The organism is Paenarthrobacter sp. TYUT067 (assembly GCF_023656375.1).
Taxonomy (GTDB): domain Bacteria; phylum Actinomycetota; class Actinomycetes; order Actinomycetales; family Micrococcaceae; genus Arthrobacter.
Window position 1 is genome coordinate 110332 of sequence record NZ_JAMOIT010000001.1, and the last position, 21892, is coordinate 132223.

Consider the following 21892-nt stretch of genomic DNA (forward strand, 5'->3'; position numbering starts at 1 on the left):
GCAGGCCCCCAATTGCTGTCCTTTGAATCGACGGTCAATCGGTTCCTTGGACTTATGGCGTCACGATACGTCCTTATGCGGCTCTCAATAGGTGGAACTGCGCTCTCGATTCGTGGAGCGCCGTGTCCATCCACCGGGACTCAGACCTCAACTACACCGGCCAACCCACCAACCCCACATTTGGAACCCACGAGTTCCACTCCCGCACCCTCGACCCCACCACCGGGACCTGGGCGGGGCTAGACAAATGGCGCGGCCTACTCAGCGCACCCCAAACCCTCAACAGGTACACCTACGTCACCAACAACCCCGCAACCCTCATCGACAACCTCGGCTACGACCCCGTGAGAGTCATCGGGGGCACCTCCTACGATTACCTGCCCGCGTCGCAAAGCTGGGAGCCTATCCCAGCCACCACACCGGCATTCTTCCCCGCTCCGCCCCTCCCCCCTTACTCCATCCACAGACCCGCCTACACACCACCAACCACTAACTCCTACTTCAATCGCTTCATTCAACAGGTCAGCTTCTCTACACCTGCCCGCGTCAGCGCCCCACAGATCAGCGCAAGACACACTGCCCTCGACTGTGTCGGCGACATGAAAGTCGGGACGAGCCCCCGGCAGCTCGCGATCAACGAAGCCCGCGGCAAAGCACTTGCCGAGGCCAACCTCCAAACCAAACCCCAATGGGTGCAGGACCTTAACCATGCCAACCAGGCATTCGCGGAGAAGGCTAGGCCACTCATTATGCTGGGCTTTGCCGGACTAGGCGGGACAGCCACCAAAGCGGAGTTGACTTATACTTTGGAAACTAAAGCTGCGGGCCAGATGTCTGGACGAGGTTGGTCAAATGATTTAATTTCCAACGCCATTAATCAGCCCACACGCACGGTCATTACACGTGACACGCGGTGGGATCCCGCAATCAATGCAAGGAGGGACGATCCCGCAACTGCCTATTACGCCACTGACGGCAGTTATGTTGTTAGGAACGACGTCAACGGTACAGTTGTCCAAGTAAGTGACAAATTCAAGCCCACCTGGAAGGCGCCTTGGGAAAAATAGAGCAATTTGAGGAGAGAATTGCGGCGGAATTTCCATCAACCGCCGTCCGTTCTGGCCGGACGCTGCTAATTGACTTTTCCATTCTCGACGAAGTGCTTCAGAAAGCACAAAGCCAGGGCTTCGGATTGTTGGGGCTGGACGGTTTCAAGGTGGCAGGAAAATCCCTTGTACCGATGATGGACTACATCGTCGATTTCTCGTCGGCAGTGGCACGCGGAAGTTCAATTTCTTACCTATACGATGCCACCAAATCATTTATTCGCGACTGCCAAAACAAACCTGATCTGGTTGAAATCGTACTTTTCGATCCGGCGGGCTGAAATCTTCAAGGTCAATTGCGTCCCCTAAGATGGTGGCGGCCGTGGTGTGTGTAGTTGCCTCTGGCTTCACGACTCAGTTCGACACCCTCCAAAGAACGTCCTTCGAACCAGCCCTTCGGTGAGTAAGGGTTCAGGCAAGGGCGCTCGGCCCCTTTACTCTGACATTTGCTGGATCTGGCCAAGCGGCGGGCACCTCGTCAGACCACCACGGGTGTCCTAATCCCGACAAGTAGCCGCCGGTTACCCAAACTAGTATTTCGCCGTCCTCAACTCCATCCTGCGATACAACGCAGTGTTTATCGGGACCGAACCATTACGACTAACGCTTCTCGGCTGGTCCGTGTCAACGAGTAGATCAATGAGCCTAGGTCAATCACCAATTAGCGCCTCGGTGTGTTCCAGCTGGGCAGGGGGAGGTCTCCGCTGGGACCGCGTTGGATGGAAAAGCGGACTGCGTAAGTTCTGGGAGCAATGCCGTTGTTAGTCAACCGTGCCTTGCCCCGCCATATGCTGTCTTCATCGGCAGCGCGCAGAGGAAACCACTCAATGCGTATGGACCTGCGGTCGGCCTAATGGTGACTGCAGCTGCCACTGTTGCCGTCGCTGACTCTTAGCGCAGCCCGTGAATCCGGCCTCCGGGTGGCCGATCTGAGATCCCACACCCGGAAGATCATTGAAACTGTCAGAGCCCCCGCATAGTGTTCTTCCTGTCTTCACATCGCAGACATCAGTCGCAGCTTTTGCCACGGCGTAACAACAGGAGCTTCATCTATGCCCAAGCCTGACATCACTCCCGGTTCCCCTTGCTGGATCGACCTCATGACGTCCGATACTGAGAAGGCCAAGGCCTTCTACACGGCACTTTTCGGCTGGACCTATGAGACCGGAGACCAGGAAAAGTACGGTGGCTACATCACCGCTTTCAAGGACGGCGGGATGGTGGCAGGCATCATGGAGAAGCAGGCGGACATGGGTGCCATGCCGGACGTTTGGTCCACTTACCTGCGCACCGATGACATCGCAGCCACCACTGAGGCAGCGGCAGCCAACGGCGGACAGGTGCTCCTGGAACCCATGGAGGTGCCTGAGCAGGGCAGCATGGCCATGTATGGGGATGCCTCGGGCGCCGCCATCGGCGCCTGGCAGTTCGGCGAGATGAAAGGCTACGAGGTCGCGGCAGAAGCCGGGGCTCCGGCCTGGCACGAACTTCTTGCCAAGGACTACGAGTCCGCTGTCACCTTCTATCAGAAGGTCTTCGGCTGGGACACGGCAGTCATGAGCGACACCCCGGATTTCCGTTACGTAACGCTTGGGGCCGGTGACGACGCCAATGCAGGCATCATGGACGCCTCCGGTTTCCTGCCCGAACAGGTCCCCTCCATGTGGAGCGTGTATTTCGCGGTGGAAGACACCAATGTCAGCGTGGAGCAAGCCACGGCTCTCGGTGCCACCGTCATGCAGCCCGCGGAGGACACACCTTTCGGCCGGCTGGCCACCTTGTCGGACCCCACGGGAGCCGTCTTCAAGGTCATTCAGGACCTGGGGCAAACCAGCTAGTCGCGGAACTACCGGGCCGTTGCTCGGTCCCCCATTGTTGACCCCGGGTCAACCCTCCATTCATCCGTTCGTGTTCAGCTAGGTCCGAGGCAGCTTTACCCGGGAGTAACTTCCGGCATTCGCCCACTTCACAAGACAGTGGGCGCCATTCATGGAGCTCCACAGAGCTCACTGATGAAAGTTCAAGCGGATGAAATTTATGCATAGGAAATCCTTGGCGGGAACGGTCCTGTCAATGGGGTTGCTCGCGGCCCCGCTGACGGCCCTCCCGGCCATGGCAGCGGACGATCCTGCCGCCGCCGGTACCTCCCCGGTGGTGATCAACGAGGCCTACCTCAGCGGCGGGAGCAACGGCGCGGCCTTCAAGAACAAGTTCGTGGAGCTGTACAACTCCTCGGACGCGCCGGTCAGCCTGGCCGGATGGTCCCTGCAGTACAGGTCTGCCACGGCTACGGCAGCACCCACGGGTGTCACCCCATTGACAGGCAGCATTCCCGCCAAGGGGTACTTCCTGGTCAAGGGTGCCACCAATAGCGGCACATCAACGGCGCCGGATCTACCCGCTGCCGATGTTCAGGCAACCGGCACGCTTAACCCCAGCGGAACCACGGGAACCCTGGTCCTGGCCAAACAGGCCACTGCCGTCACTCCCCTTCCAACGGGGTCGGTGACGGGCAACGCAGCCATCGCTGACCTTCTGGGCTACGGCACGTCCAACACCTTTGAGACCGCCGTTGCCACCGCACCCACGGTCAACTCGGACGTTAGGAGCCTCAACCGCATCAATGGTGCGGACACCGACTCCAACGCGGCGGACTTCAGCCTCAGCGCCACCATCACCCCCACCGCCTCCAACGGCGGCGGAACACCGCCCGTCGACCCCCAGCCCGAGCCCGGGGTTAAGGCCATCGCCGAGATCCAGGGAACCGGCCCGGCCAGTCCGTTTGTGGGCAGCACCGTGACAACCAGCGGCAAGGTCACTGCTGTCTATGCGACCGGCGGTTTCAACGGCTACTACGTCCAAACCGCCGGGAGCGGCGGGGACAACGCGGGGGCGGCCAGGACGGCGTCGGACGCATTGTTCGTCTATTCACCCTCGACGACGGCCACGGTCCAACCCGGCGACTACCTCCAACTCACCGGTGTGGTCAGTGAATTCGCCAACCAGACCCAGCTCACCGTTGAGGGTGCAGGATTGAAGAAGCTCACCGAAGCGGCACCGGAGGTCAAGTCCACTCCGTTCACCTTGCCTGCCAACGAGGCCGCGCGGGAAAGCCTGGAGGGCATGCTCCTGGCTCCACAGGGTGACTTCACGGTGACGGACAACTACTCCCTGAACCAGTATGGCGAGATCGGCCTCGCAGCCGGTACATCCCCTCTGGTGCAGCCCACTGCGGTGGCCACCTATGGCTCGCCGGAGTACGCCGCTGTGGTGGCGGACAACGCCCTGCGCGGTATCAAGCTCGACGACGGCGCGTCCACCAATTTCTTGAAGGACGCCTCCACCAAGGCCCAGCAACTTCCGTACCTGACCACGTCCGACCCTGTCCGTGTCGGCTCACCCGCAAAGTTCCGGACCGACGTCATTCTGGGCTACGGCAACAACTCCTGGAAGTTCCAGCCACTGACCGCCCTGACAGCGGCCAACGCTGACTCCGTCCAGCCCGCGAGCTTCACCGCCAGCAGGCCAACAGGCCCCGCTGACGTAGGTGGCAACCTCAAACTGGCCTCCTTCAACGTGCTGAACTACTTCCCCACCACCGGTGACCAGCTGGCAGGCTGTGTCTTCTACACCGATCGCGACGGCAACCCGATCACGGTCAAAGAGGGCTGCAACGCCCGCGGTGCTGCCAACGCGGAGAACTTTGAGCGCCAGCAGAGCAAGATCGTCACAGCCATCACCAAGTCCGGCGCCGACGTCGTATCCCTCGAGGAAATCGAGAACTCGGCACAGTTCGGCAAGAACCGCGACGACGCCTTGTCCAAGCTGGTGGATGCCCTCAACGTCAAGACACCCGGTGTTTGGGACTACGTGCGCACTCCCGCCAACGCTCCCCCGCTGAGCGACGAGGACATGATCCGTACAGCATTCATCTACAAGAAAGCCGTGGCCGAGCCCGTGGGTGAGTCCATCATCCACAATGACACCGTGGCTTTCGCAAGTGCCCGCAAGCCCCTCGCGCAAGTCTTCAAGCCAGTTGGCGGAGACGATGACAAGAAGTTCATCGCGATCGTGAACCACTTCAAGTCCAAGGGCTCGGCAGCGACCCCGGATGACACTGACAAGGGCCAGGGCGCCTCGAACATCGCCCGTACCAAGCAGGCCGAATCCCTGCTGGCCTTCTCCAAGGACCTTCAGGCCTCGAAAGGCACAGACAAGGTCTTCCTCATTGGTGACTTCAACGCCTACTCCAAAGAAGATCCCATCAACGTCCTGACGGGCGCCGGCTACACGGACCTGGAAGCCGGCACCGGCAAGCACTCCTACCTGTTCGGTGGCATGGTCGGCTCCCTGGACCATATCCTCGCCTCCCCGGCCGCCCACAAAGTGGTCACCGGAACTGACATCTGGAACATCAACTCCGTGGAGTCCGTCGCGCTGGAGTACAGCAGGTATAACAACAATGTGACCAACTACTATGCCGGTGACGAGTTCCGGGCCAGCGACCACGACCCCGTGGTGGTGGGCCTGAACCTGACTGCCGACGAACCGGCAACTGTTGACCTGCAGTTCCTGGGTATCAACGACTTCCACGGCCGGATCGACTCCAACACAGTCCTCTTCGCCGGAACAGTCGAGAAGCTCCGTGCGGCAGCAGCTCCCGGCGCTACGGCCTTCATTTCCGCCGGCGACAACATCGGTGCTTCCCTCTTCGCTTCCGCAGTAGCGAAGGACCAGCCCACCATTGACGTCTTGAACGCGCTCGAATTGCAGGCTTCCGCTGTGGGCAACCACGAGTTCGACGGCGGTTGGGCGGACCTGCGCGACCGCGTCGTCGCTGGAGGTACCAACGCGAAGTTCGCCTACTTGGGTGCGAACGTCTATCAGAAGGGCACCACCACACCGGTCCTGCCGGAGTACAAGGTGCTGGACATGAACGGCATGCGGGTGGCAGTGATCGGTACTGTGACGCAGGAAGTTCCTTCCCTGGTGACGCCGGCCGGAATTGCGGATCTGGAGTTCGGCGATCCTGTGGAAGCCATCAACCGGGTGGCCGCGAAGATCAAGGCCGACAACCTGGCAGACCTCATCATCGTGGAAAACCACGACGGCGCGGCCTCCGGAACGCCCGAAGGTGCCACGTTGGAACAGGAAGTTGCAGCCGGCGGGCCGTTCGCCAAACTGGTCAACGAAACCACTCCTGACGTCGCCGCGATTTTCACGGGACACACCCACAAGGAGTATGCCTGGGACGCTCCGATCCTGAACGCCAGCGGTCAGCCCACCGGCAAGACCCGCCCGATCGTGCAGACCGGTAACTACGGTGAAAACGTGGGAACCGTGACCCTCACAGTGGACACGGCAAGCAAAACAGTGACCGCTTACAAGGCCGCAATCGTAGACCGGACAACCGATACCGCGGACAGCCTCGTTGCTGCCTACCCGCGGGTGGCCGCTGTGAAGACCATCGTGGACAAGGCCCTCGCGGAGGCTGCCGTCATTGGCAACCAGCCCGTTGGCGCAGTAACCGCTGATATCACCACCGCCTTCACCCCGGATCCGGCGGGCGGCGCCCCTAAGCGGGACGATCGCGCGAGTGAGTCCACGCTGGGCAACCTGGTAGCGGACTCACTGGTGGACACGCTCAAGGCGCCTGAACTGGGTGCGGCGGAGATCGGCGTCGTAAACCCCGGCGGCCTGCGTAATGAGCTGTACTACGCGCCCGATGGCACCATCACCTACGCCGAAGCCAACGCCGTCCTGCCGTTCGTGAACAACCTTTGGACCACGTCCCTAACCGGCGCGCAGTTCAAGACGCTCCTGGAGCAGCAGTGGCAGACCAACGCCGACGGCACCATCCCCAGCCGTCCCTACCAGCAGCTGGGTGTGTCCAAGAACGTTAATTACACCTACGACGCCGCTCGCCCCGCCGGGGACCGTATCACCGGCATCTGGGTGAACGGAGCCGTGATTGATCCTGCCAAGCAGTACAGGATCGGGACCTTCAGCTTCCTGGCTACCGGAGGTGACAACTTCCGGATTTTCAAGGAAGGCAGCAACACCAAGGACACTGGCCTGGTGGACCGCGATGCGTGGATCAAGTACCTGCAGGCACACAAGCCCGTGTCCCCGGACTTCGCACGCCGCTCTGTTGCGGTGGCCAACTCCACGGCGCCTGAGGTGAAGGCCGGAGACTCCATGGCTCTGGCGGTCTCCAAGCTGAACCTCACCTCCATCGGCAGCCCGGCCAACGCAACGCTGAACGCTGTGTTCGTAGATTCCAAGGGTGCAGCGATAGCGCTCGGCTCGGTCCCCGTGACCGCGGGAAGCGCCACTGTGGACCTCAAGGTTCCCGCAGCGGCAGCTGCAGGCACCGGAACCTTGGTGCTCACCGCCGTCGAAAGCGGAACCGTAGTGAAGGCGCTGGTACAGGTGGCAGAGAGCGGCCCGAATCCGCCGCAGTGCACCGCGCCTACCAAGCCGTCAAAGTGGTACGACATTGCGGGATGGCTCAGGTACGCGTTTGCATGGCTGGAGTATCAGCGGTGCCTGAGGGGCTGACCCGCTCCTTAGCGTGACCATGAAAAGCAGGGCCTCTCACCGCGTTGTTGGTGAGAGGCCCCGCTGCTGTTTGAACGTTGTGGCGCCCCGGGTCGTTAGCGGCCCAGAATGCTCCGGGCAATCTCGTCCGCATCGCGAAGGGTCCGTTGTCCGCTCGCGTAGGCCGGGCCGGTGCGCGGCCTCGCTTCCGCGGCAATGGCCGTACCCCACTGTGAAGCTGACAGTTGGAGGCCCAGGACATACAAGTCCTCCGTGACGGATCCGTTGGCTGCCAAGGGCCTGTAGGGGTGCGGTTCCACATCAAGCCCGGTGGTCTGCATGGGCGTTCCCTCAACACTCATCATGATCTTGGTGCGCACCAAACCATCTGCCATAAGCTGCTCCAGCAAGGGCGAGAGGTTGATGCCCACCCTGTTGGCCGGCGACATCGCCTCCACAAGTGTCCGCGCTTCCACCGGGGAGTCATGAACCCAAGGAGACACCGCCCGGAACACCCTGGCCCCGCGGTCCACACTGAACTTCGGGTCCGGGCCAACAAAACTTACGACGCCGGCACGCGCCAAAGCGGCCAACTGCTCCGAACGCAGCGCAGGCGCTCCGCTGGCCAGACCTTCAACGAATGACTCGAACCAGCCCCGCAAACCCGCCAGCCAGGATTCATCGGTGATCCCGCCATCCGCCACCACGGATTTGAGGATGGCCCGGCCGGTGTGGAGAGCCCCGATGGCCATCTTGACGGGGTCCGCCTCGCCCAGCGCCGAGCGGCGGGCATCATCATCAAGGTAGGCCGTGATAACGGCGTCCAGCTCGCTCCGGGAAGCGAAAGTCCGGCCCGCGAGCGGTGCTGCGAGCCCTCTCAAATTCAGCCGGCGGGACGCGGCAACGTGTTTTTCAACGAGGTTCCCCACCTCAATTTCCCAGTTCGCAGTGGTGTGCGCATGCGGTTGGAGCGCATCCTCAAGATCGGCGAGGAACTGCGCGGGATCCTTGATCGCGGCGGGCTGGGACCGGGCAAGCGTTGAGTAGTAGGCCCACAGCGCATCGCGGTGAAGCAACGGCCAGAGGTCATGATCAAACCCGGGCTGGATGCCAGCCGCACGGAACCGGTCCACGGCGTCTTCTGTCAGGTAGCGCATGGTGATGCTGCTGGGGTAGTAGCCCGCCAAGCCCGCCTTGGCCCGGTACGGGGTGCCCCTGCGGGATGCCGCAATGATCCTTGGCTCCCGGCCCGAGGGCCGGTATTCGAGCACACCGGCGCCGGGTGAGCTGGCCTCAACGAACTTGCCGCCACGACCCTCCGTCAATTGACCCATGACGTCAAAGAAGTTCAAGCCCATGCCCCGGACCAGCACAGGTTCATTGTCCGGCACAGCCTGCCAATCAACGTCAGCCGGTGGAGCAGGCGGGAAGTACAGCAGGCCCTGCTCGTCCGCGGCACTCTTGAAAGAGCGCTGCTCAGGACTTAGCCGGGACTCGATGTGGCCCAGCGCGAGGACCACGGAACCGACGGTGAGCGTGCCGCCGTTGGCGAGTTCGACGTCGAATCCGTCCTCAACCGGGCGCGCCGCAAGGGCAAGTGTCTGATGGAAGGTGACCTCGACGCCGTCGGGCAGCCGTTCCAGCAAGCCCGCCAACGTTTGGCGAAGGTACCGTCCGTACAGTGCCCGGCTGGGGAAGTCGTGCGATTCGAGAGTGGCCAGCTCCGCCTTCTCGGCGTCGTTCAGTCCCATGCCATCACGACGACGGGCCTCCCGCCACTGATCAAACGAACCACCCGCGAGCGGCGGTGCGAGCTCAGAGTCCTCGGGGATGAGCGTGGGATAGAAAGACTGCGTGTTCATCAGGTACAGCCGGGACTGCTCCGGCTGCCACACGTGACCCGAACCGGCCGGGTAAGGGTCCACAACTTCGATACGAAGGGTGGCCCCTGGCTGTGTGTCCGCAGCCCAATTCGCGAGCAACCTCTCAAGGACACTGGTGCCCCGAGGGCCGGCCCCAATCAGGGCAACACGTTTGGTCTGCGATTTAGCCACGCTCAAGCCTAACTTCTGCGTGACTTGCTTACCGTCGAAGAGTGTTGCTTGGATGGGGCGATGACCACCACAGAAGCTGATCAATCGCCACTTCCCAACAACGAGACCGCGCAGGCCCGCAGCCCGCGGCATGCAGCGGACGTTGCACCTGAGCCAACGGACGAAAACGTCTGGCTTGAGGACATCCACGGCGAAGAGCAACTGGCGTGGGTCCGCGAGCAGAATGCCCGCACCGAGGAATTGCTGGAGGACGCCGAATACGAGGCCGTTGAGGCCGGCATCCTGGAGGTCCTCGACTCCACCGATCGCATCGCAATGGTCTCCAAACGCGGCGATTTCTACTACAACTTCTGGAAAGACCAGGAACACCCCAAGGGCCTCTGGCGCCGCACCACCTGGGAAAGCTACCTCACCGAGGAACCCGAGTGGGACGTTCTGCTGGACGTCGACGCCCTCGCCGCCGCTGAAGGCGTCGAGTGGGTGTTCCATGGGGCCGGTTTCCTCCGTCCGGACGACGGCTCCGAGTACCGCCTGGCCATGGTTTCGCTCTCCCCCGACGGCGGCGACGCGGACCGCCACCGCGAGTTCGACGTCGAATCCCGCACCTTCGTGGAGGGTGGCTTTGACCTGCCCACAGCCAAAGGCAACGTCAGCTGGCTGGACGCCGACACTTTGCTGGTCTCCAGCACAGCCGAAGGCCTGCCCGCCACATCGTCGTCCTATGCGCGTACCGGTGTTAAGCTCCGCCGCGGCCAGTCCCTGGCCGACGCTGAGCGCCTCTTCGAAATCCCCGAGGACCACATGCTGGCCATGGTGGCCCACGACTCCACCCCGGGTTACGAGCGGACTTTCGCCGTGGACTACATCGACTTCTACAACCGCACCACATCCCTGCGGCGCGACGACACGTGGGTGGCAATCGACGTTCCCACCGACGTGAACATCAGCGCCCACCGGGACTGGCTGCTGTTCCGCCCGCAAAAAGACTGGGAGGTTGCCGGCGTTGTCTACCCTGCCGGTTCCTTGCTGGCCGCCGACTTCGACTCCTATCTGGCAGGGACCCGTTCTCTGCTGGTCCTGTTCACGCCGGATGCCCACACGTCTCTGCAGTCCTGGAGCTGGACCAAGGACTACCTCCTGCTGAACCTCCTGCGCGATGTCTCCTCCGAGATCCGCGTGCTTGACCCGTCTGTTGTTGACTCCGATGGGGTGTGGGCATCCACTGTCCTGGACGCCTGCCCTCCCCTGCACGACGTCAATGCCTACGCCGTGGACGACGAAGACACCGGCGCTGAAGGCAACGACTTCTGGCTGGTGGCCACGGGCTTCACCACGCCGACGACGTTGACTCGAGGAACACTTATTGCAGCCTCTTCCGGGGGCTCCGGGGTGGGTAGCCGCCACGCCGAAGTGAAGCGGTCGCCGTCGTTCTTTACCGAAGCCGACTACGAAGTCCAGCAACACTTCGCGGAGTCTGCTGACGGCACCCGCGTGCCGTACTTCCAGGTTGCTTCGAAAGATCTGGTGTTGGACGGCCAGAACCCCACGCAGCTCTCCGGCTATGGAGGCTTCGAAGTTTCCCGGACCCCCGCGTACAGCGGAACGGTAGGCCGGGCCTGGCTTGAGCGCCGGACCTCGGGCGCAGCGTCCGACGACGGAGCTGCCGCCCACTCGCGTGGCGGCGTTTACGTGGTTGCCAACATCCGCGGAGGCGGCGAATACGGTCCCTCCTGGCACCGCGCGGCCCTTAAGGAAAACCGACACCGTGCCTACGAGGACTTCGCCGCCGTAGCGAAGGACCTCATCTCTCGTGGCGTTACCAGCCGGCGCCGGCTCGGTTGCGTCGGTGGTTCCAACGGCGGGCTCCTGGTGGGAAACATGCTGACCCAGTACCCCGAATTGTTCGGCGCCGTGTCCTGCGGAGTGCCGCTCCTGGACATGCGCCGCTACACCAAGCTCTCCGCCGGTTACTCCTGGATTGCCGAATATGGCGACCCGGATGTCCCGGCGCAATGGGAGTTCATCCGCACCTTCTCGCCGTACCACTTGCTTCACGACGGCGTGGAATACCCGGAAACCTTCATCTGGACTGCCACCTCGGATGACCGGGTGGGTCCTGTCCAAGCCCGCAAAATGGCAGCGCGCATGCAGGCCATGGGCATCCCGAACGTCTGGTTCCATGAAGCGTTGGAAGGCGGCCACGCGGGAGCCTCCGACAACAGGCAGGCTGCAGCGCTTCAGGCCCGGAGCAACCACTTCCTGTGGCGTTCGCTGGCTGGGAGCCACTGACACCCAGGGCCCCCTGCGCCGGCCTCGGCCCCGGCCCCCGCTTCGATGGTTCCCTGCTGAGAGTGCCGCGCGCACGGCATGTCTGGCAGGGAACCATCGAAATGTACGGCTTGGCCGGGACGTTTTGCGCTGAACGGCTCGTTCTGCGTATCCTTGGTGGGCTAGCAATAGCAAAGGGAGACGTGCCAGAGCGGCCGAATGGGCTTCACTGCTAATGAAGTGTGGGGCACAACTCCACCGGGGGTTCAAATCCCCCCGTCTCCGCGAATTGGTCCCGGTTTTCGAACCGGGACCTTTTGCGTTTAATTGCGCTTTGCTCCGCCGCTGACCTCGGCCCCGGCGTGACGGTGAAGGGTCAGGCTGTCCACTGTGCTGATCAGCATCAGGACAGCCATGGCAATGAACGCCCCCTTGTAGGCCGCCACGTGATCGGCCCCGAACACCTGCGTGGTTTCGAACAGACGCAGAAACAGGGCGCCCACCGCGATGCCTGCTGCCGCCGCCAACTGAACAAGCGTTGCGGAGATGGCATTGGCTGAGGGCAACTGACCGGGGATGATGTCCGCGTACTGCACCGAAGCGTAGGCGGAGAAGCCGATGGAGCGGAACGCACCGCTGAACAGCAGCAGCGTGAATATCAACGGCTCGGGTGTTTGGGCATCCAGGAAGGCGCACAACGCGAAGGTCACCGCGGAGGCAAAGGATGCGAAAACGAGTACTGGTTTGAACCCGAAGCGCCTGATCAGAGGCGTGGTGGCCGGTTTGATCCCGATGTTGCCCACGAAAACCGCCGCCACCATCACCCCTGCCTTCAGCGGGTCCCAGCCAAATCCGTCCTGGAACATCAAGGGCAACAAGAACGGGACCGAACTTATGGTCAACCGGTAGATAAACCCACCCGTGGAGGTAGCCCTGAAAGTCCTGGTGCCAAAGACGCTGAGGTTGAACAGGGGAACGCTGGCTTTCCTCATCCACCAGACTGCCCCCGCCAAGGACAGCACCCCAGCGGCGACCACCACCACAGCAAGCACATTGGACGCGTGCCCTCCCAAGGTCTCCAGCCCCACCACCAGGGCGCCCACGCCAAGTGTGGTGAGGAGAAGCCCGAACCAGTCGAGGCGGCGCTTGGCGTCAAACGTTGTTCGCGGCACCAACCTGAGCGCTGCAAGGAAGGCGGCAAGGCCCAAAGGGACATTGATGATGAAGATCCAGTGCCATGACAGGAACGTGGTCAGTGCGCCGCCCACCATCGGTGCCAGGACCGGAGCCAGCAGGCCAGGCCAAACCAGATATGCGGTGGCGCGGAGGAGCTCCGATTTGGGGGTGCCCCTCAGGACCACCAGAGTTCCCACGGGAACCATCATGGCTCCGCCCATGCCCTGGGCAACGCGGCTAAGAGTCAGCATGGTCAAGTCCGAGCTGATGGCGCAGAGCAAGGAGGCAACGGTGAATACCGATATCGCCAGACAGAAGATCCTGCGGGCGCCGAACCGCTCGGCAAGCCAACTGCTCAAAGGGATGCCCATGGCCACGGTCACTAAATAGGCGGTCATGGTGATGTTGATGTCCGCTGGCGCCACCCTGAAGTCCGAGGCGATGCTGGGGATAGCAGTGGTAAGGATGGTGCCGTCGAGGAACTCCATGAAGAACGTTGCCGCAACCAACAGGGCCAGGCGCGGCCGCCAGCTGGTTTCGTTTGCCGCTCCGACGTCGGTGTTGGGTTTTGTGCTCATGGCTCCGGTCCAAGATCTGGCTGGTGACCTGCGACGGGGAAGCAGGCGTGTTTGCTCGATCCTATAGACGCAGAGTGGGAGCGATCACAACATGACGTAGTTCTACAGGTGGGGCGAACCCTAGCTGTACTAGCCCGCCTGAGCCAGAGCCAGCGGGAGCACGGCGCTCACGCCGGCTTGGCGCAAGGCACGGGCCGATACGGTCATGGTCCAGCGGCTGTCAACGATGTCGTCTACCAGCAACACGGGCTGCCCTCCCGTACCAGCCAACGCCTGGGCGAGTTCGGGACCCACAACGAGGCGGTCCCACACACCGGCCAACCTGTAGGCGCTGTTGCCGCCACGCGCACCGGTTGGGCCTCCGTGGTGCGGCTGCAACTGGCCCAGGTAAGGCATCCGTCCTATCCCGGCAATTCCCTGTGCCAAGGACTCAACCAGCAGGGGCTTGCTCCTGGACGGGATGCTGACCACTGCCGCGGGCCGCCCGACGCCGCTCCATGGAGTTCCGCCTTCGGCACCCGACCACTCGCGCAGGACGTGGACGCAGGCCTGCAGCATGGCAGGATCCACGGCGCGGTCCGGAGCCCCAGCGGCGAACAACTCCCTCAACGCACCGCCCCAACCAAGGTCGGTAAGCCTGGCAAGGATCCGCCCCTCGGAGACGCTCTCATCCGGCTTGATCTTTCCTTTGACCGCCACGCCCAGCCGGTCCATTCCGCTGGGCCATTGAAGGCGAGGCTCAACGGCTATGCCCGCGCGCCGAAGAGTTTGACCCGCTGCATCGGCCGCCGAAGCCGCCACATCCACGGGGAACCAACGCCCGGCGCAGTTGTCGCAGCGGCCGCAAGCGGCAGCTGTTTCGTCATCCAGGACGGAGGTGATGAACTCCATGCGGCAGCCGGCTGTGTCCTGGTAGATCACCATGGAATCCTGCTCGTCCACCCGGGCCTCGGCGATACGCGCATAGCGCTCGGCGTCGTAGTTCCACGGCATGCCGGTGGATCGCCAACCACCCCCAACACGTTCCACGGCGCCATCAACCGCCAGGACTTTGAGGAGCAACTCCAATGGTGTTCGGCGGAGGTCTACACGGGCTTCCAGAGCGACCGTGGAAAGGGCGGACCCGGCCTCCCCCAGTACGCTCAGCACGGCGCCGGCTTTCTCGGCCGACGGCATGGACGCTGTAGCGAAATACTGCCAGATTTCGCGGTCTTCGGACCCCGGCAGTAGCAGGACATCCGCGTTGGCTGCGCCACGGCCTGCGCGGCCCACCTGTTGGTAATAGGCAACCGGAGAAGACGGAGCACCCAGGTGGATCACGAAACCCAGATCAGGTTTGTCGAAGCCCATGCCCAGTGCTGAAGTGGCCACGAGGGCTTTCACTTGGTTGTCCTTGAGCAGTTGCTCGGCGCGCTCCCGGTCTGAGGGGTCCGTTCGTCCCGTGTAGGACAGGACGTTGTGTCCGGCCTCCGCAAGGAGCCGCGCAGTGTCCTCTGCTGCCGAGACAGTAAGCGTGTAGATAATGCCGCTTCCGGGCATGTCAGCAAGATGTGTCAGGAGCCATCCGAGACGGTCCCGGGAGTCGGGCAGCGTCAGGACACCGAGTCGCAGTGATTCGCGGCCCAGCGCGCCACGGATGGTAAGCACCCCCGCACCCAACTGTTCCTCGATGTCATGAACCACCCTGGAATTGGCAGTGGCCGTGGTGGCCAGGACTGGAACAGAGTCCGGCAATTGGGCAATGAGGTCCGCAATGCGCCGGTAATCAGGGCGGAAGTCGTGTCCCCAGTCCGAAATGCAGTGAGCCTCGTCAATCACCAGGAGGCCGGTCCGACGGATGAGCTCCGGTAGCTGGTTCTCCCTGAACGAAGGGTTGGTGAGCCGTTCCGGGGAGACAAGTAGGACATCTACCTCGTCCGCGGCCAGCTGGGCCAGCACCGTATCCCATTCCAGGGCGTTCGCGGAGTTGATGGCGACGGCCCGCACCCCGGCCCGGGCTGCAGCGGCCACTTGGTCGCGCATCAGGGCAAGCAAGGGCGAGACAATGAGCGTTGGTCCTGCACCGCGCCGACGCAGCAGCAATGACGCCACGAAGTAAACGGCTGACTTACCCCAACCGGTGCGCTGAACCACCAGAGCCCGGCGGCCCGCGTCCACCAAGGCCTCGATGGCTTCATACTGTCCGTCATGGAACTGCGCTTCGGGGTGGCCCACCAGCTCACGAAGGCACGCCAGCGCCTGCTGATGAGTAGGGGATTGCACGGAAACGGCAGCGATTGGAGAGTTGTTGGCCATCAACCAAGTATTCCAGCCGACCCTGACAGCCAGAACCCGGTTGCCCTGCTATGTGGACAAACACTATCCACAGGTCCCGTGTGCAGGTTCAACCCGAACTGCGTTGCCACAGTAGGATTGAGCCCGTGACTAGCGAGCAGAACAAGACATTCGACCTCTCGGCTTCCTTCAAGGCGTACGACGTCCGGGGCATCGTGGGGGAAACCATCACGGCTGAAATCGTCGAGGCCGTCGGCGCTGCCTTCATCGACGTCCTGGGCTTGGAAGGTGAAACGGTACTGGTTGGCGGCGACATGCGCCCCTCCTCCCCTGAGTTCAGCCAAGCCTTTGCCAATGGTGCCGCCACTCGTGGCGCGAACGTTCAGTTGCTGGACCTCATCTCAACCGACGAGCTCTACTACGCTTGCGGGGCCTTGAACGCTGCCGGCGCAACGTTTACCGCCAGTCACAACCCCGCCGCGTACAACGGGATCAAGATGTCCAAGGCCGGTGCCCAGCCCATCTCTTCAGAGAGCGGGCTCAAGGAAATTCAGACCCTTGCTGAGCAGTACCTGAATACCGGCATTATCCCCGCGGCAGCCACCCGCGGCGAGATCGGCGTCCACGACGTCCTGAAGGACTACTCCGAGTACCTGCGGAAGCTCGTTGACCTTTCCGGATCCCGTCCCTTGAAGATCGTGGTGGATGCTGGCAACGGCATGGCCGGCCTTACCACCCCGGCAGTACTCGGCGACAAACTCCTCCCGGCGCTGCCCTTCGAAATCGTTCCCCTGTACTTTGAACTCGATGGCTCGTTCCCGAACCACCCGGCCAACCCCTTGGAGCCGGAAAACCTGCGCGACCTGCAGGCCGCTGTCGTCAAGCACGGCGCGGATATCGGCCTCGCGTTCGACGGCGACGCGGACCGCTGCTTTGTCATTGACGAGAAGGGCGAGCCCGTTTCTCCGTCTGCGATCACCGGCATGGTGGCACGCCGTGAGATCGCCCGCGCACAGGCTGCGGGTGAGGAGACTCCGGTGATCATCCACAACCTCCTCACCTCCAAAGCCGTGCCCGAGCTCGTGGCCAAGGATGGAGGCCGTGCCGTGCGGACCCGCGTTGGACACTCCTTCATCAAGGCTGTCATGGCCGAGGAAGGCGCCGTGTTCGGCGGGGAGCACTCCGCACACTTCTACTTCCGGGATTTCTGGAACGCTGACACCGGCATGCTTGCCGCCATGCACGTCCTCGCCGCCTTGGGTGAGCAAGACGGTCCGCTCTCGGAGCTCGGCCGCCAATACGAGCCCTACGTCTCTTCCGGTGAGATCAACTCCGAGATCGAGGACAAGGCCGGCGCAGTCGAACGTGTTCGCATCGACTTCCAAACCGAAGACATCGACATCGACCACATGGACGGCAGCACGTTCACAGCCAAGGACGGCAGCTGGTGGTTCAACCTCCGCCCGTCCAACACGGAGCCCTTCCTGCGCCTGAATGCAGAAGCCAAGGATCAGGCAACCATGGAAAAGATCCGCGACCGCGTCCTGGCTCTGGTCCGGGCCTAGGCACCAGCATGAGCGAACAGCCCACCAGCGCAGCCGGCGACGACGAGTCGGTCCAGGACCGCGAACTCCGCGAGACGCTGGGCACAGCATTAGGCACAGCACAGGAGCACATCCAGCAGAACGGTGGTTTCTTTCCGTTCGGCGTCACGCTGTCGAATGACGACGAGCTACGGCTAGTGATGATCGCCCCCGGCGAGCCGGACGAAAACGGCGACGTGGATGCCGGTCAGATGTTGGCCGACATCCAGGGATTGCTGCGCCAGGGCCGTGACGAATTCAAGGCCGTGGCTGTTGTGAGTGACGTCAACCTGCCGGATCATGGATCTGATGGCATTCATGGTGCAGCCGAGCACAGGGACGGGGAAGTCCGTGCGGCAATAATTCCGTACGTTCCCACAGTGGACGGTTTTGCTTTTAGCGCCATGGAGCCAGATACCCACGAACCATCCATTTGGGTGGACTAGACCTTACCCGTGAGCTGATCCCATGAAAATCAACGCCTTCGCAGATGTCAGCCTTCGCGCCATCATGGTGTTGGCCGCGGCCCCTGAGGGCACACTGCTGACCACCCAAGCGGTGGCCGATGCCGTGGGAACGCCGTACAACCATGTCAGCAAGGCTATGGTTCGCTTGCGTGCACTGGGTTATATCGACGTTGAACGGGGCCGGTTGGGCGGCTCCCGGCTCAATGAGTCGGGGCGGAGGGCCACAGTCGGCGAAGTCCTTCGGCATTTGGACAGCCGGCAGGATCCGGCGGAGTGCCAATCCCCCACCAAGAATTGCCCGCTTATCAATGAGTGCGGCCTGCGGCATGCGATGAACCGGGCCAGGGAAGCGTTCTACACGGAGCTGGATTCCGTGGTCATTGCTTCCCTCCCCCATGCTCGCCAGATGATCCCGGTGTTCCAGTCCATCGGATTGCGCCCGGAGTTCAGGACACCGGCGACGCAACCGTAGCTGGTAACGGGGCTGGTAAGCCCCTTTCCCGTAGGTCCCGCTTCGGCCTGCCCGAGCGGAAAGAATCCAGTTTGCACAACTCTTCTACGCAGTGTAGAACTTGAGATATAAATATACGCATTACAAATACTTATATACCCTCGGGTTACCGGCCCCTACACCAGGAGAACCATGCTCTCGGAAAAGTCCCGCCCCATCATCGAAGCTACTTTGCCCTTGGTCGGCTCACGGATTGGCACGATCACCGTCGATTTCTACAATCGGCTCTTTGCAGCACACCCCGAATTGCTCGATGGACTCTTCAGCCGATCCAACCAGCGCTCAGGAGATCAGCAGCGGGCACTCGCCGGAAGCATCGCGGCCTTCGCGACCCACCTCATCAATAACCCGGACACACTCCCCGAAAAGGTACTTTCCCGGATTGCCCACAAGCACGCATCCTTGGGGATCACGGAGGATCAGTACGGAGTGGTCTACGAGCACCTCTTCGCAGCCATCGCCGCGGACTTGTCCGAGGTCATCACTCCGGAAATTGCGGAAGCATGGACAGAGGTCTACTGGCTCATGGCAGATGCCCTGATCAAGCTTGAAAAGGATCTCTACGCCGCTCAGGCCAATGACAAAATGTGGATGCCCTGGCGCGTGACCAGCAAGGAGCCTGCGGGCACGGATGCCATGACATTCACCCTGGAACCGGCCGACCAAACTCCGGTGACGGCGGCAAAACCTGGTCAGTACGTCAGCGTCAAGGTCCAGCTTCCCGACGGCCTCCGCCAAGTGCGCCAATATTCACTGTCCGGTGACACGGGCACCCGCAGGGTCTTCACCACTAAGCTGAACGACGGCGGTGAGGTATCCACCGCCCTGCACACCGGCGTCGAACCTGGCGACGTCCTTGAGATCTCCAACCCATACGGCGAAATCACCCTTAAAGAAGGAGATAGCCCGGTCATTCTGGCATCGGCGGGCATTGGCTGCACCCCCACGGCGTCAATCCTGCGGGCTCTCGCGCAAACAGGCACCGACCGGCAGGTCCTGGTCCTTCATGCTGAGAAAACTATGGAGAACTGGGCACTCAGCGGCCAGATGAAGGCTGACGCCGCCACCATCAACGCTGATCTGAAACTCTGGCTCGAAACACCGCACGCCTCGGCCGCCCAGGGTTTCATGTCACTGCGCGAAGTGGACATGCCCGCCGATGCTTCGCTTTATCTTTGCGGACCGCTCCCCTTCATGAAGAAGATCCGCGACGAAGCGATCGACGCCGGGATTCCGGCCACACGCATTCATTACGAAGTGTTCGGTCCGGACGTTTGGCTCGCCAGCTAAGCCACACGGCCTAAGCCCCAGCACGGCTTTGGCTGACAGCACGGCTTCCCTGACAGCACGACGGCGGCCCGCCACCTTTCATACGAAAGGTGACGGCCCGTCGTCGTTCACTTAAGAACGCCGTTGTTCCTAAGAGGTCTAGCCCAGACGGGTCTTGAGACCGTCCAGCTCGGACTGGAGCGCCGCCGGGAGGGATTCGCCGAAGTTAGCGAACCATTCCTCGATGGACGCCAGTTCGGTTGCCCACTCTTCGGGGTCGACGCGAACGGCAGACTCGACCTCAGCCGGGGTCATGTCCAGGCCCTCAAGATCGATGGATTCGCCGGTCGGCACGAAGCCGATGGGGGTCTCCACGGCGTCGGCCTTACCTTCGAGGCGCTCGATGGCCCACTTGAGCACACGGGCGTTGTCTCCGAAGCCAGGCCAGGCGAAGCCGCCTTCAGCCGTGCGACGGAACCAGTTGACCAGGAAGATCTTGGGCAGCCGCTCCGGGTTAGCCTTGGCAGACAGGTTCACCCAGTGGTTCAGGTAGTCACCTGCGTCGTAGCCGATGAACGGCAGCATGGCCATGGGGTCGCGGCGGACCACACCAACGGCACCCGCGGCAGCAGCCGTGGTTTCGGAGGACAGGGTGGATCCCATGAAAATGCCGTTGGACCAGTTGCGGGCCTCGGTGACCAGCGGAATGGTGGTCTTGCGGCGGCCGCCGAACAGGATCGCGGACAGCTCCACGCCTTCGGGGCTGAAGTACTCTTCGGCCAGCATGTCGATCTGGTCAATCGGCGTGCAGAATCGGGAGTTCGGGTGGGCGGCAGGCTTGTCCGAGTCCGGAGTCCAGGACTCACCGCGCCAGTCGGTCAGGTGTGCCGGAGTTTCCTCGGTCATACCTTCCCACCAGACGCCACCGTCGTCAGTCAGGGCCACGTTGGTGAAGATGCTGTTGCCCTTGGCGATGGCACGCATGGCGTTGGGGTTGGTGCCCCAGCCAGTGCCGGGAGCGACGCCGAACAGGCCGGCCTCGGGGTTGACGGCGCGGAGCTCACCCTCCTTGCCGAAGCGCATCCAGGTGATGTCGTCACCCAGGGTCTCAACCTTCCAGCCCTTGATGGTGGGGTCGAGCAACGCGAGGTTGGTCTTGCCACAAGCGGACGGGAAGGCAGCGGAGATGTAGTAGGTCTTCTGCTCCGGGGAGGTCAGCTTGAGGATGAGCATGTGCTCGGCCAGCCAGCCTTCGTCGCGGGCCATCACCGAGGCGATGCGCAGCGCGTAGCACTTCTTACCCAGCAGGGCGTTTCCGCCGTAGCCCGATCCGAAGGACCAGATGGAGCGCTCTTCCGGGAAGTGCACAATCCACTTGTCGGTGTTGCACGGCCATGCAACGTCTTCCTGGCCGGCTTCCAGCGGGGCGCCCAGTGAGTGGAGGGCAGGTACGAAGAAAGCGTCGGTCTGCGTGATGCGATCCAGGACGTCCGTACCGATTCGGGCCATGATGCGCATGGAGGCAACAACGTAGGCGGAGTCGGTGATCTCGACGCCAAACTTCGGGTCCTCGGCATCCAGGTGGCCCATGACGAACGGAATGACGTACATGGTGCGGCCACGCATGGAGCCGGCGAACAGTCCGCGCAGCTTCTGCTTCATTTCGGCCGGGGCCATCCAGTTGTTGGTGAAGCCTGCATCGCGCTCGTTCTCGGAGCAGATGAAGGTTTGCTCTTCCACACGGGCAACGTCAGCGGGGTCGGAGAACGCCGCGAAGGAATTCGGGAACGTTTCCGGGTTCAGACGCTTCAGCGTGCCGGCCTCGACCAGTTCGTCGGTGAGCTTCTTGTTTTCTGCTTCGCTGCCATCAACCCAGTGGATGCGGTCCGGCTGAGTCAGCTCGGCAACTTCCTCAACCCAGGCCAGAAGGCGTGCATGCGTAGTAGGTGCCTTCTCAAGCAGCGGCAGTCGCGCCAGATCGCCCATTGCGGTTCCCTTCCTCGGGTTCAGTGGTGTGTCCTAAACGATAGGGGCCGCGGACCAGACCAATCCGCTGTCAGACATCG

The 21892-nt window shown here is 62.4% G+C and carries 13 protein-coding genes and 1 tRNA gene; 10 read left to right on the forward strand and 4 right to left on the reverse strand.

What is annotated here, in order from left to right; all coding sequences use genetic code 11:
• Positions 1 to 122: 122 nt before the first annotated feature.
• The 4 genes from MOD31_RS22025 (at position 123) to MOD31_RS00505 (ending at position 7667) form a co-directional block, all read left to right on the forward strand.
• Entirely contained in the window at positions 123 to 1067 is a 945-nt protein-coding gene (locus MOD31_RS22025; protein ID WP_166842881.1) for a colicin E5-related ribonuclease, read from the forward strand.
• Positions 1055 to 1387 carry a hypothetical protein gene (locus tag MOD31_RS00495; RefSeq protein WP_166842882.1) on the forward strand — a complete coding sequence of 111 codons (333 nt, stop codon included), beginning with the start codon at positions 1055 to 1057 and terminating at the stop codon, positions 1385 to 1387. Before MOD31_RS22025 ends, MOD31_RS00495 begins: the two co-directional genes overlap by 13 nt.
• Before the next feature lie 771 nt (positions 1388 to 2158).
• On the forward strand, positions 2159 to 2944 hold the full coding sequence (locus tag MOD31_RS00500; RefSeq protein ID WP_250819584.1) for a VOC family protein: 786 nt from the start codon (positions 2159 to 2161) through the stop codon (positions 2942 to 2944).
• 199 nt (positions 2945 to 3143) lie between these two features.
• On the forward strand, positions 3144 to 7667 hold the full coding sequence (locus MOD31_RS00505; RefSeq protein WP_250819684.1) for an ExeM/NucH family extracellular endonuclease: 4524 nt from the start codon (positions 3144 to 3146) through the stop codon (positions 7665 to 7667).
• A 95-nt stretch (positions 7668 to 7762) separates the two neighbouring features.
• Here MOD31_RS00505 and MOD31_RS00510 read toward each other — a convergent pair whose 3' ends face one another.
• Positions 7763 to 9700, reverse strand: coding sequence for an FAD/NAD(P)-binding protein (locus MOD31_RS00510; RefSeq protein ID WP_250819585.1), 1938 nt, complete (start codon positions 9698 to 9700; stop codon positions 7763 to 7765).
• A gap of 60 nt (positions 9701 to 9760) precedes the next feature.
• On the opposite strand from MOD31_RS00510, the gene MOD31_RS00515 reads away from it, so the two are divergent.
• Entirely contained in the window at positions 9761 to 11989 is a 2229-nt protein-coding gene (locus MOD31_RS00515; protein ID WP_250819586.1) for a prolyl oligopeptidase family protein, read from the forward strand.
• A gap of 176 nt (positions 11990 to 12165) precedes the next feature.
• Positions 12166 to 12253 (forward strand) — tRNA-Ser (locus MOD31_RS00520).
• 38 nt (positions 12254 to 12291) lie between these two features.
• On the opposite strand, the gene MOD31_RS00525 is transcribed toward MOD31_RS00520, so the two are convergent.
• Together MOD31_RS00525 and MOD31_RS00530 are read right to left on the reverse strand one after the other, a co-directional pair.
• A complete protein-coding gene (locus MOD31_RS00525; RefSeq protein WP_166842886.1) occupies positions 12292 to 13722 on the reverse strand; it encodes an MFS transporter in 1431 nt (476 codons plus the stop codon).
• A gap of 129 nt (positions 13723 to 13851) precedes the next feature.
• A complete protein-coding gene (locus tag MOD31_RS00530) occupies positions 13852 to 16017 on the reverse strand; it encodes a RecQ family ATP-dependent DNA helicase (RefSeq protein ID WP_142936597.1) in 2166 nt (721 codons plus the stop codon).
• A gap of 125 nt (positions 16018 to 16142) precedes the next feature.
• Between MOD31_RS00530 and MOD31_RS00535 the strand changes: the two genes are divergently transcribed.
• The 4 genes from MOD31_RS00535 (at position 16143) to MOD31_RS00550 (ending at position 19847) form a co-directional block, all read left to right on the forward strand.
• Complete coding sequence (locus tag MOD31_RS00535; protein ID WP_142936598.1) at positions 16143 to 17561, forward strand: phosphomannomutase/phosphoglucomutase; 1419 nt, start codon at positions 16143 to 16145, stop codon at positions 17559 to 17561.
• Between the two features lie 8 nt (positions 17562 to 17569).
• Positions 17570 to 18025 carry a hypothetical protein gene (locus MOD31_RS00540; RefSeq protein WP_142936599.1) on the forward strand — a complete coding sequence of 152 codons (456 nt, stop codon included), beginning with the start codon at positions 17570 to 17572 and terminating at the stop codon, positions 18023 to 18025.
• Positions 18026 to 18047: 22 nt separating this feature from the next.
• Positions 18048 to 18518, forward strand: a complete 471-nt coding sequence (locus MOD31_RS00545; protein ID WP_142936600.1) for an Rrf2 family transcriptional regulator — start codon at positions 18048 to 18050, stop codon at positions 18516 to 18518.
• Between the two features lie 171 nt (positions 18519 to 18689).
• The gene (locus MOD31_RS00550; protein WP_142936601.1) at positions 18690 to 19847 is read left to right on the forward strand and encodes a globin domain-containing protein; all 1158 of its coding nucleotides are present in this window, start codon (positions 18690 to 18692) and stop codon (positions 19845 to 19847) included.
• Positions 19848 to 19985: 138 nt separating this feature from the next.
• Here MOD31_RS00550 and MOD31_RS00555 read toward each other — a convergent pair whose 3' ends face one another.
• A complete protein-coding gene (locus MOD31_RS00555; protein ID WP_142936602.1) occupies positions 19986 to 21812 on the reverse strand; it encodes a phosphoenolpyruvate carboxykinase (GTP) in 1827 nt (608 codons plus the stop codon).
• Between the last annotated feature and the right edge of the window lie 80 nt (positions 21813 to 21892).

Coding starts and splice junctions, on each gene's coding strand:
- MOD31_RS00500 (WP_250819584.1), top strand. CDS start 2,159: ATGCCCAAGCCTGACATCACTCCCGGTTCCCCTTGCTGGATCGACCTC.
- MOD31_RS00505 (WP_250819684.1), top strand. CDS start 3,144: ATGCATAGGAAATCCTTGGCGGGAACGGTCCTGTCAATGGGGTTGCTC.
- MOD31_RS00515 (WP_250819586.1), top strand. CDS start 9,761: ATGACCACCACAGAAGCTGATCAATCGCCACTTCCCAACAACGAGACC.
- MOD31_RS00525 (WP_166842886.1), bottom strand. CDS start 13,722: ATGAGCACAAAACCCAACACCGACGTCGGAGCGGCAAACGAAACCAGC.
- MOD31_RS00530 (WP_142936597.1), bottom strand. CDS start 16,017: ATGGCCAACAACTCTCCAATCGCTGCCGTTTCCGTGCAATCCCCTACT.
- MOD31_RS00540 (WP_142936599.1), top strand. CDS start 17,570: ATGAGCGAACAGCCCACCAGCGCAGCCGGCGACGACGAGTCGGTCCAG.
- MOD31_RS00545 (WP_142936600.1), top strand. CDS start 18,048: ATGAAAATCAACGCCTTCGCAGATGTCAGCCTTCGCGCCATCATGGTG.
- MOD31_RS00550 (WP_142936601.1), top strand. CDS start 18,690: ATGCTCTCGGAAAAGTCCCGCCCCATCATCGAAGCTACTTTGCCCTTG.
- MOD31_RS00555 (WP_142936602.1), bottom strand. CDS start 21,812: ATGGGCGATCTGGCGCGACTGCCGCTGCTTGAGAAGGCACCTACTACG.